The organism is Sporomusa sp., assembly GCF_035561255.1.
Lineage (GTDB): Bacteria > Bacillota > Negativicutes > Sporomusales > Sporomusaceae > Sporomusa.
Map to the genome: position 1 here is coordinate 1 of NZ_DATMXX010000208.1, position 11120 is coordinate 11120.

The window sequence follows — 11120 nt, forward strand, 5'->3', positions numbered from 1 at the left end:
GGTTAAAAGGGAGCGAGATTATGGTAAAATCTGATGATATTATAAGGAAAACCGATCTGTTGGGAGCCCACAACTATCATCCTTTACCAATAGTGATAGCCAAAGCCGAAGGCGTGTGGGTGGAAGATCCTGAAGGCAACCGCTATATGGATATGCTAAGCTCCTACTCTGCCCTGAATCAGGGACACAGACACCCTAAAATTATCAAAGCCTTAAAAGATCAGGCTGACAAAGTAACCCTCACCTCCCGGGCTTTTTATAACGATCAGTTATATCAGTTTTTTGAGCGGCTGGCCAAGCTCACCGGGAAAGATATGTTCCTGCCAATGAACACAGGCGCTGAAGCGGTGGAAACAGCAATAAAAGCGGTACGGCGCTGGGCTTACCACTGTAAAGGTGTGCCGGAAAATCAGGCTGAGATCATCGTCTGTACAGGGAATTTCCATGGCCGGACAGTGACGATTACTTCATTCTCTTCAGATCCGGAATATCAAGCCGGTTTTGGTCCATTTACCCCCGGTTTTACCCTGATTCCCTATGGCGATTATACCACACTGGAAAATGCAATTTCTCCAAACACGGCCGCCCTCCTGATAGAGCCTATCCAGGGAGAGGCCGGTATCGTCATTCCCCCTGAAGGGTTCTTACGGAATGCGTCTGAACTGTGTAAAAGAAATAATGTACTGTTTATCGCCGACGAAATTCAGACCGGTTTCGGCCGGACGGGAAAAATGTTTGCCTGTGACTGGGAAGATGTCATCCCTGATATGTATGTACTGGGTAAAGCTTTGGGCGGCGGTGTTCTCCCTATTTCTGCGGTTGCCGCCAACAAAAATATCCTGGGTTTATTTAATCCTGGCTCACATGGCTCTACCTTTGGCGGCAACCCATTGGCCTGCGCAGTAGCAATAGCCGCCCTGGAGGTACTGGAAGAAGAAAAACTTGTGGAGAATTCACTGATCCTGGGGCAATATTTTCTTGATAAACTCCGGCAGCTAGCTAATCCGCTAATCCGGGAGGCTCGAGGCAAAGGCTTGTTCATCGGTTTGGAGCTGACAGTACCGGCACGGCCCTATTGCGAAAAACTAAAAAACAATGGACTGCTCTGTAAGGAAACACATAAAAATATTATCCGCTTTGCTCCCGCGCTAACGATTACCCGGGAAGAAATAGACTGGGCCTATACGCAAATACAGCAATGTTTTGCCGATTCTGCCGGTAAATAGCACCATAAAAACCACGGTCATCATTATAGTAGATGCCGTGGTTTTTATGTGTCTTGGCTATCCCTTACTCCCCAGCTCCATGAGCAACTTTCTTAAAACAATTACAGATTAGAAATATTAAACCGCCTTGCTTTCGGCCATGTAAACCGAATTGCAGGCGTTTTTTTTTATGCCCTTTTCTGTTCTTAATCGCAAAAAACGACATATCCCACAAAAACAACATATTTATCCCATAATCATTCCAAAATATTTTTCTAATATTTAGATAGCCTCATTTTTGTTCCGGGGCGATAACGAAAAAATTAGAGAGGATGGATGAAATGAGTACAAACCCGGTTAATAATACCGAGTGGTGGAAAAATCCGACGAATACCGACAACAAGAGAAACACGGGCAATGATCTGGACGCCAATTCCTTCCTGCAACTATTAGCAACGGAAATGAAATACCAAGACCCGCTTGATCCTGTGAGCAATACCGAATTCGTGGCCCAAATGGCTCAGTTTAATTCACTGCAGCGCCTGCAGGACATCAGTAACAGCATGAGTTCAACAAAAGCCTACAGCCTTATCGGCAAAGTCGTAAGCTACCGGACGACCGATGCCAGTGGCAACCAAACTGTAGAGTTTGGAACTGTCCAAACGGTATATACAAAAAACGGTCAATCCTACTTAACCGTAAATGGAAAAGATGTAAGTTTGGATGATGTGGTGGAGGTTGCCGAACCATCAACAAAACCAATAGGTGAACTGCTAAAACTAATTGGAATGAACTGCAAAGGATATGTCCAGGACAGCAAAACAGGTGATTTTGTCTCTGTCGGTGGTGTGGTCAAATCTGTACGAAAAGACGGCAGTCAGGATTATGTCGTTATGGATGACGTCAAAGCTGAGGTTGATTCAATTCAATCAACCGATTATGACAGTTCCCAGGACAAGTATGAGCATTTGCAAAACCATGTAGGCCAGGATGTGTCTCTGTCAGTTAAAGATCCGGTCACCGGTAAGACCGCAACCATCAAGGGAAAGGTTGAATCGGTAACTAATGAAAACGGCAAACTTAAAGTTGTCATGGATGGCGTAGATGTACCGGCAAACTTACTTTATAGCGTTGCCCAGGCTTGAGTGACCTTACATCAGCCGGACCCTAGTTTGGGAGGCTGACTTTTATTTCTGACTGATTGAAGAAATAAACCTTTGTACCAGGAGGAAATTCCTTATGATGAGATCTATGTATTCTGCGGTTTCAGGCCTAAGAGCGCAACAGACAAAACTGGATGTTATCGGCAACAATATCGCTAACGTCAACACAGTTGGTTATAAAGCGCAGCGAGCCACCTTTAGCGACCTCTTTAGTCAGGTGTTAAGCGGTGCCTCCGGCCCTGACGGGAACCGGGGCGGCGTTAACCCGAAACAGGTTGGTCTTGGTACCCAGATAGCCAGTTTGGATATGATTATGACCCCAGGCGGTCCGCAATTTACCGGTAATCCCTATGATGTTTCCATCAGCGGCAATGGGTTCTTTATTGTTCAGGGTGGTCAAAGGGGGGATTTTCAGTTTACCAGAGCCGGTAACTTTGGTGTCGATAAGGCCGGTAACCTGACAGTTGGCGGTATGCAAGTCTGCGGCTGGCAGGACTATGGCGGTAAACGGCAAACTGACGGCTCCTATGAATATGACACCCAAAAGCCGGCAGAACCGATTAACCTGTTTTCCGACAAATATAACGGTAACAAAAGAATCATTTCCCCCAAGGCGACAACAAAAGGCGACCTGGCAGGAAACCTGGATCCGGCTAAAACTGCCAGGGGAACTGCCCTGGATGATATTGGCACACCACCGTCACCGGCCGACTATACCGGCACGATGACAGTGTACGATGCCTTAGGCAATAGTTATGAGGTTCAAAGCAAATTCTCCAAATGCTATGTTGACTCTACTGACCCGGACAATCCGGTCACATCCTGGTATTGGGAAGCGAAATCCGCTGATGCCAAACTTGATGTAACCGCCAGTGGGTATATCAAGTTTGATAAAGACGGCAAGATTGTAAGCGGTGATACTGACTTCAACACCAAGCCTCAGATTACCTTAACCCCTAAAGGGACCAACGCCGCTGCTGCCCCCTTTACGGTTAACCTGGACTTCTCTGGAATCTCCACCTACAACAGCACCGGCAGTAATGAGATCAAAGCGTCAAATGTCGATGGTTATGCGGCCGGGGATCTGGACGATATTAGCATCGGCAACGATGGTGTGATCACCGGCATATATAGCAACGGACAAAAGCAGCCGTTGGGGATGCTGGCGCTGGCCAACTTCGATAACCCGGCCGGACTCGAAAAGATTGGCGGCAACCTGTACGTACCTACCGTCAATTCGGGTGATTTTAAAGGAGGCGTCAAACCGGGGGAAAGTGGTACAAGCATGATAAGCTCCAGTAATCTGGAGATGTCTAACGTTGATTTGGCAGAACAATTCAGTGAAATGATGATTACCCAGCGAGCCTATCAGGCCAACAGTAAAATCATCACAGCCGCCGACCAGTTACTGCAGGACCTAATCAATATGGTACGGTAAAAGCCTTATTATCGAAGAAAGGATCGGGGTGATTTCTTCTGGGCTCCTACTTTGGTTTATATAACGTCGCTGTCTCGGGAATGTATGTTAACCAGGCCGGTCTTGCATCAACAAGCCATAATATTTCCAACGTCAATACCCCTGGTTTCTCCCGGCAGCATATCACAGGTGAGGAATGGCGTATCGCCTCATCAGGTCTATCCCCCGGCGGCAAGGGGGTTGGAGTACAAGAAATAAGGCAGGCGCGAAACCAATTTCTTGACCAGAATTACCGGCGCCAGAATGCACAATCGGGGTACTGGCAGCAAAAAAGTTCCCGGCTGGAGCAGGCAGAACAAACACTGGGCGATTTTATCTCCGATGCGGGGATAAAAAAAACCGGCTTACAGCAAACAGTCCAGGATTTTGTCAGCGGCTGGGATGAGTTATCGAAACACCCGGATAGCAGGAGCGCCCGCAACACCCTGAGAGGCTATGGCGAGGCCCTTGTCGACACATTTACGCATATTAACCGGCAGCTACAACAATTACAGCAGGATGCTTGCGACCGGCTTCAAGATTCGGTAAGCACACTAAACAACATGGCTCAGGAAATTTCCCATCTTAATACTGCGATTTTCCGGGCTGAATCCACAGGTGCGGAAGCCTGTGACCTCAGGGATCAGCGCAATCTTCTGCTTGATGCAATATCCGGAATGGCTGATATTACGGTTAACGAGCAAACAAACGGCTTATTTGTTGTTAGCATCGGTGGTGTCCCCCTTGTTAACGGCGACCAGGTTCATCCTTTGAAAGCCGTTGGCGACGGTTCTTTACAACGCCCGTTAAAAGTACAATGGGCTGACGCGAATGAGGCTGTGAGCTTGTCCGGAGGCAGCATGCTGGCTGACATACAGGACGGGGATCAAAGCACAGTCACCGCCCTCGACCCGGCAGAGTTTCCTTTCGACTTTAAGCCAGGCACCACCAATTCAATCTCAGATTTGCGGCAGGGGTTAAATGATTTACTGACCACCATTACCAACAAGATAAATGATTTGCATAAAACCGGCTTTGGGCTTGATGGCAGTACCGGCGTGGACTTTTTTGTCGCTGCCGATCCGTCCAAGCCACTAAGCATTAGCAATATCAAGGTCAATCCAGCACTTGATGACCCCAATAAAATTGCAGCATCAGCGTCTGCTGCCGATCTCCCGGGCGGCTCAACAACTGCCGAGAGCATCTATAAAGCACTGACAGAGGAGAAACTCCTTACATTTGATGGTTCAGCCATGGACCTGAACAGTTTTTATAAAGCCATCGTATCCTGGATCGGTACAACTGGTGAACAGGCCTATGGAGCAACAGACACACAGGAAAAACTGGTCTGGCAGCTTGACAGTCAGCGCCAGTCAGTCTCGTCCGTTTCCATAGATGAGGAAACAGCGGCGATGATGCGGTATCAGCGCATTTACAGCGCTAATGCCAAAGTACTAAGTACAATTGACAGCCTTCTGGGAGATTTGATTCGTGAGTTAGGCTAGTATTATCCAGAAACAGGAGGGTGATTTTTCTATGATGTCGGCATTTCTTGGCCTCAATATTGCCACCCGGGGCTTGTATGCCAGTCAGGCGGCATTAGGCGTGACAACCCATAATATCAGCAATGTCAATACCCCCGGCTATTCCAGGCAGTCCCCCCTGCAGCGGGCATCCGGGCCGGCGGCCTATTATAACGGGCATAGCCGGCTGGGTATTGGCTCCCAGGTCGATACGGTGGAGCGAATTCGGGATTTGCGGCTGGATCAGAAATATTGGCAGGAGAATGATTCACTGGGTGAATGGGAATCCAAGCAAAAAATGCTTAATGAAATTGAGCTCGTGCTTGGTGAGCCTTCCAGCAATGCCTTTAATTCGGCTTTTAATCAGTTCTATTCAGCCATGGAATCATTGTCCAAAGCAGCGGGTGATTCATCAGCGCGAACCAATCTCCGGCAGACGGCCTCTTCCATCTGTGAATATTTCAATAACACAGCCAAACACTTCACCCAGCTGCGCCAGGATACCAATGCCGAAGTGCGGGTAGCGGTCGATGAAATCAATTCCTATAGTAAACAAATCGCTGAACTCAACCAGCGTATCCGGCAGGCTGCTTTGTCAGGAGGCACCACCAATGACCTGGAAGACCAGCGGGATGTCCTTATCGACCATCTTTCAAAATTAGCCAAAGTTGATGTCAGTGCAACGACAACAGGTAAGCTGCCTGATGGCCGGGATCTGAAAACCATGTCGATCAGCATTAATGGCTCTACGCTGGTCAATGACAATAAGGCCAGAATTCTGGAGTGTTATCAAATACAATCAGGTGACCAGGAAGGTATGTATGGTATCCGCTGGCAAGACACCGGTGATGAGTTTGCTGCCGGCGGCGGTTCGTTGAAAAGCTATCTTGAGATGCGGGATGGGTCAGGTGTTGATTCCCAGTTCAAAGGCCTTCCCTATTACCAGAGCCAACTTGATGAATTTGCCCGTACATTTGCCAAGGCGTTTAATGAGGGTGTGTTTAAAGACGGTACCTCTTACTATCCGGGTCACGCCGGTGGCAAGGGCCTGGATGGCTCCACAGACATTCGTTTTTTTTCCTTTGACCATAAATCCTCTGCCGACCTGATGGCCAGCGGCGGTGATCAGAACGCAATATACAATCACATTACAGCCGCCAGTCTTACCTTGTCTGCCGATGTGGAAACTGACCTTAACAAGATTGCGGCAGCCTCGGCAGCAGGTGGTAAGGATAACAATGAGAACATCCAGCAGTTAATCAAGTTATGTAAAGATACCAGGATGTTCAATAAAGGAACACCTGAAGACTTTATGAACTCTATCATCGCCGCTTTGGCCACAAATAGTACGCAGGCTCAGACTGCAGCAGACCGGCAAAGCCGTATTATCAAAACAGTGAGCGATTGGCGAACCTCGGTATCCGGGGTGTCCAGCAATGAGGAAACCAGCAACCTGACAAGATATCAGCAGGCCTATGCGGCATCCGGCAAGATCATTAGTGTCTGGGATGAAATCTATAAAGAGACCATAAACCTGATCTCCGGTTAGAATTCCTGAAGAAAAGTGAGGTAACGGCAAGATGCGGATAACCAATAACATGTTAGCCCAAAATAGTCTCTGGAATATTAATAATAACCTGCGGCGGCTCGATAAAGCCCAGGAGAAAATATCGACTCAGTCCAAGATTCAGCTGCCATCTGATGATCCCATTGTTGCCACACGGGCGTTGAAATACCGGAATTACGTCTCCTCGGTGGAGCAATATCAAAGAAATATCGATGATGCAACCTCCTGGATGGAGGTCAGTGAATCAGCATTAGGCGAATTAGGCAATGTAATTCACCGGGTAAGAGAATTGACAGTGCAAGCTTCCAGCAGCATAAGTGAGGATGACAAAAAAGCAGTCAGAGCTGAAATTAGTGCGCTCAGGGACAATGCCGTAGAAATCCTGAATACATCCTATGCAGGCCGGTATGTCTTCAGTGGCTTTGCAACCGATCAACCACCCTACAAGGTTGAGTCTACTGCAATAGGTGACAAGGTTACGTATAAAGGAAAATATGTTAGCCTTGGCGGACCGGTAAATAACGCGATAACAGATGGAGACCTTATCAATTATTGTCAAACTCATTTAAATGACCAATATCTGGAGACCGGCAAACAGAAAATGCAGTATAACACCGGCTTTGGCAGCCAAATTGCTGTAAATGTCGAAGGTCAGGATGTTATCGGCCAGGAAGCAGGCAGCAATCTATTTGATGTTTTCGACAAGCTGCTGCTGGGACTGGACGGGAATAGCAGCTATAAGACAGCTGAAATAGCCGGTAATCCGCCGACAGTTACCACCCAGACCAACGAACTTTCACTTAGTACCTTACTTGATGACCTGGATAAAAACCTTAACCGGGTAGTGACAGTCCGTGCAGACATAGGTGCCAGAATGAACTATGTGGACAGGGCTAAAACCCAGATTGAGAATGATTTTACGACCTACGTAACCTTGATGAGTAATAATGAGGATGTGGACATAGCCCAGGTCTCCATTGAAGCCAAGTCTGCAGAATATACCTATAACGCTTCTTTGGCAGTCGGGTCCAAAGCCATTACCCAGAGTTTGATTGATTACATAAAATAAACCGTTTCTAAAATTATCTTTTTTTCAGGTCTGTCAAACAGAGGCAATGATCGAAGGAGGTATTTTAACTGTTATGGATAATAAAGTATATGTATTACATAACAAAGACAAAGGAACGGTGAATTTGCTATGATCTGTGATGAACTGGGGCAAGCAATACCTGGTGAGCGTGAACCGCCTCCAACTGGCATTAGTGTATCAAGTAGAAGCGCAATGGAATGCGATAATGGGATTAGGTTTGGTAAAGCATTGACAATATCTCTCGCCGGCAAATATCGCTCTCCGCTTGAACACTGCCAAGGCCCCATTGCGCCGATAGTGTTTCTATGCATATTTTTAAAAATGTGACACACTGTGTGTGGTTATAGCAATACTGTTATGACACCTCGCGTTTTCCTGAGTGAGCGCAACGAGACCTTTAGTCAAATGCTTACCTATTACTTACAAAAAGAAGGCTGGGAAGTCACTAGCTTTAGCAACGATACATCCTCCCTCTTGAATGTGGCTGATTGCCCGAACCTGTGGATTCTGGACGCCGACGGCGAGGAATGGGTTAATATCATGAGGAAGATTCAAAGCAATTCTACCCAAATTCCGATAATATTGACCTCAGAACATGAAAACACCATAAATCGTGTCTGGGGCTTTGAATTAGGCTGTGCCGATTTTATTGTAAAACCGTTTATGCCAAAAGAACTTGTTTTTCGAGCCCGAAAAATATTGAACCCGCATGATCATGGTTCAGTAACTGAAACTGCAACCAAAGTAACACGGCTGCAAAACTATCATCTTGATCTCCAGCGGCGAATGATTCTAGTCGACAAACTGACTGTTGATTTAACATCTAAGGAGTTTGATCTGCTTTGTCTTTTTGCGCGCCATAAGGGGATTGCCCTGTCACGCGAGCAAATACTAACATCAGTGTGGGGAGAAAACTATTTTGGTTCAGACCGGGTAGTAGATGACCTCATACGCAGGGTGCGGCGAAAGCTTACAACCCTGGAAATAGACACAGTATATGGCTACGGTTACCGGATTGTATCCTAGATCAGCCTTCAAATAATTAATGATCGTTTTTGTGCCGCACAGGGAAGTGCGGCATTTTTTTATGCCTAAAGAAGAACTGCCTGCATTCGGCCCATAATCCAAATGCAGGCGATTTAAAGAGTTGTTATTTCACACCCCATAGAGTAAATGGCTACTTCCGGGCCGGACTTTGGTAAACAGCAGCACTCTTCCTTGACACTTGGGAAAAACATGGTAAAAGTTGTTCCTTTATCGACCTCTGATTCCACCTTAATCGCCCCGGCATGCCCTTTAACAATATTACGGCACACTGCCAGACCTAATCCGGTTCCATTCTTCTTTGAGGTATAAAACGGCTCAAAAATCTTGTTTAGTAATTCCGGTTGGATACCAGTACCGGTGTCCTGGATTACAAGATTTATCCCACTCATAACTTTTTCAGTGGAAATCCTGAGGGTACCTCGCGGGCTCATGGCATCAATCCCGTTACGGGCGAGGTTAAGGACAAGTTGCCGTATTTCTCTTGAATTTAGTTCTAATGCTTCAGCCTTATCGCACAAATTATATTCCAACTCAATGCCGTTTTTTAGTGCATCAGATAAAATCAGGGGGTACAGCGAGCGGAGTACCTCATTAATATCAAGGGGCATTTTATCGATCAACCGATTCCTTGTAAGTGATAAAAAGTCTTCAATAATTCCATTCATCCGGTCTAACTCTTCTAATATAATACCATAATACTCTTTCTGATCTTCCCGGCATTTCCTTTGTAACAACTCGACAAATCCTCTTATCGTACAGGCTGGATTCCGTAGTTCATGAGCAACAGAACCTGCCGTCTCACCAATCGCATTGAGGCCTTCCAGTCTTGCCATTTCTTGCTTGGTCTTCTCAGCTTCTGATATATCGTGATAAATTGCAATTGCACCATTCACACTGCCGGTAGCAGCATTAATGATCGGCGCCCCATGCAGGAGCCAGTCGCAGTCAAGCTGTCTTGCATATTCATTCCTGATCTCCTGACCGTTCATTACCCGGGCAATAAAGCTCTTCTTGTACTCAATACCTAACTGGCTGGATAATGACTGAATAGATTCTCCAATTAGTGATTCTTTGCTATATGCGAGATATCTATTGTAAAAATCCTGCATAGCCTTATTCAAATTTGCAATACAACCGTTACTGTCTAATTCAAGAATTGGCAACGGGCACAGATCAATTAAATGTGCAAGCTTTAACCTGGTCTGCTGGAATAACTCATCCTGTCCATTTGCTTCAGTTTCATTGCTTATTGGGTGTAACCTGTTTATTTCATGTGTAAGTCTATAAAAGACAAGATATATGACCAATAATACCAATAACCAAAACCCAAACGCAAAAATCAGTAGATTTACCGTGTGTTGATTAATCTCGTTATTTAAATAGTCCCATTTGTAATTTACCCCTATGTGGCCGGTAAGCTGCCCATTAATATGAATCGGATAGGTTATATTTACTACAGACTGCTCTGTCCAGCCTGTCGGTTTATCAAAGAAAATCCCGAATTCGCACTCTGGGTTTTCCTTTGCTATTTCTGACAAAAGCGGTTGATATAATTTATTGATAATGGCAGTTTTATCTGCTTGGGGAATTGATAATCCGTTGTTAGAATCATCGTGATTGATCTTGTTCTCAAGGGTTGAGGCTAATTTAAACAAGTGCAATTGCTTATTCATAATAAGTACATTCTTTCTATCAGATATAAAATAACCTACAATAATTGCGGCGGCTATAGTAATTATAACAGTGACAATTATGTACGCTTTCCATGCAATGTTAAAACGCTGCAAACAAAACATCCCTCTTTCCTTTATGGTTTTTAATTCCATTAAAGTTAGACTTGTTGAAAATGACTTCAAATTACCAATACCGCTATATGAAAATGTAAACAACCAAAACGCAAAATTATCCTTTAACCCTCCTACGCACCTCCGCTTAATCACTAATTACACAATTGCTTTTGCTTTTGCATGATTAATAATTATGCAAATACACATAACTGGCCAAGTACAGTATAAAATATCTAGCAATCTGTAAAATTTTCAAATTTCAAGCACGTTTTGACTAAAAAC

The 11120-nt window shown here is 45.5% G+C and carries 8 protein-coding genes; 7 read left to right on the forward strand and 1 reads right to left on the reverse strand.

Features of this window, described 5'->3' with window-relative positions:
- From VN379_RS11500 to VN379_RS11530, 7 genes are all read left to right on the forward strand, one after another.
- The coding region (locus tag VN379_RS11500; protein ID WP_325533920.1) for an ornithine--oxo-acid transaminase at window positions 1–1226 on the forward strand (1226 nt) is incomplete at its 5' end.
- Between the two features lie 320 nt (window positions 1227–1546).
- The gene (locus VN379_RS11505) at window positions 1547–2350 is read left to right on the forward strand and encodes a flagellar hook capping FlgD N-terminal domain-containing protein (protein ID WP_325533922.1); all 804 of its coding nucleotides are present in this window, start codon (window positions 1547–1549) and stop codon (window positions 2348–2350) included.
- A 94-nt stretch (window positions 2351–2444) separates the two neighbouring features.
- Window positions 2445–3806: a flagellar hook protein FlgE gene (locus tag VN379_RS11510; RefSeq protein ID WP_325533924.1), complete on the forward strand. Its 1362-nt coding sequence runs from the start codon at window positions 2445–2447 to the stop codon at window positions 3804–3806.
- A gap of 38 nt (window positions 3807–3844) precedes the next feature.
- Complete coding sequence (flgK, locus tag VN379_RS11515) at window positions 3845–5329, forward strand: flagellar hook-associated protein FlgK (protein WP_325533934.1); 1485 nt, start codon at window positions 3845–3847, stop codon at window positions 5327–5329.
- A 31-nt stretch (window positions 5330–5360) separates the two neighbouring features.
- Complete coding sequence (flgK, locus tag VN379_RS11520) at window positions 5361–6896, forward strand: flagellar hook-associated protein FlgK (protein WP_325533926.1); 1536 nt, start codon at window positions 5361–5363, stop codon at window positions 6894–6896.
- Between the two features lie 31 nt (window positions 6897–6927).
- The gene (gene flgL / locus VN379_RS11525; protein ID WP_325533928.1) at window positions 6928–7983 is read left to right on the forward strand and encodes a flagellar hook-associated protein FlgL; all 1056 of its coding nucleotides are present in this window, start codon (window positions 6928–6930) and stop codon (window positions 7981–7983) included.
- Window positions 7984–8361: 378 nt separating this feature from the next.
- Window positions 8362–9030 (forward strand): response regulator transcription factor, encoded by a 669-nt coding sequence (locus VN379_RS11530; protein WP_325533930.1) that lies wholly within the window; start codon window positions 8362–8364, stop codon window positions 9028–9030.
- A gap of 113 nt (window positions 9031–9143) precedes the next feature.
- On the opposite strand, the gene VN379_RS11535 is transcribed toward VN379_RS11530, so the two are convergent.
- On the reverse strand, window positions 9144–10838 hold the full coding sequence (locus VN379_RS11535) for a two-component system sensor histidine kinase NtrB (RefSeq protein ID WP_325533932.1): 1695 nt from the start codon (window positions 10836–10838) through the stop codon (window positions 9144–9146).
- Between the last annotated feature and the right edge of the window lie 282 nt (window positions 10839–11120).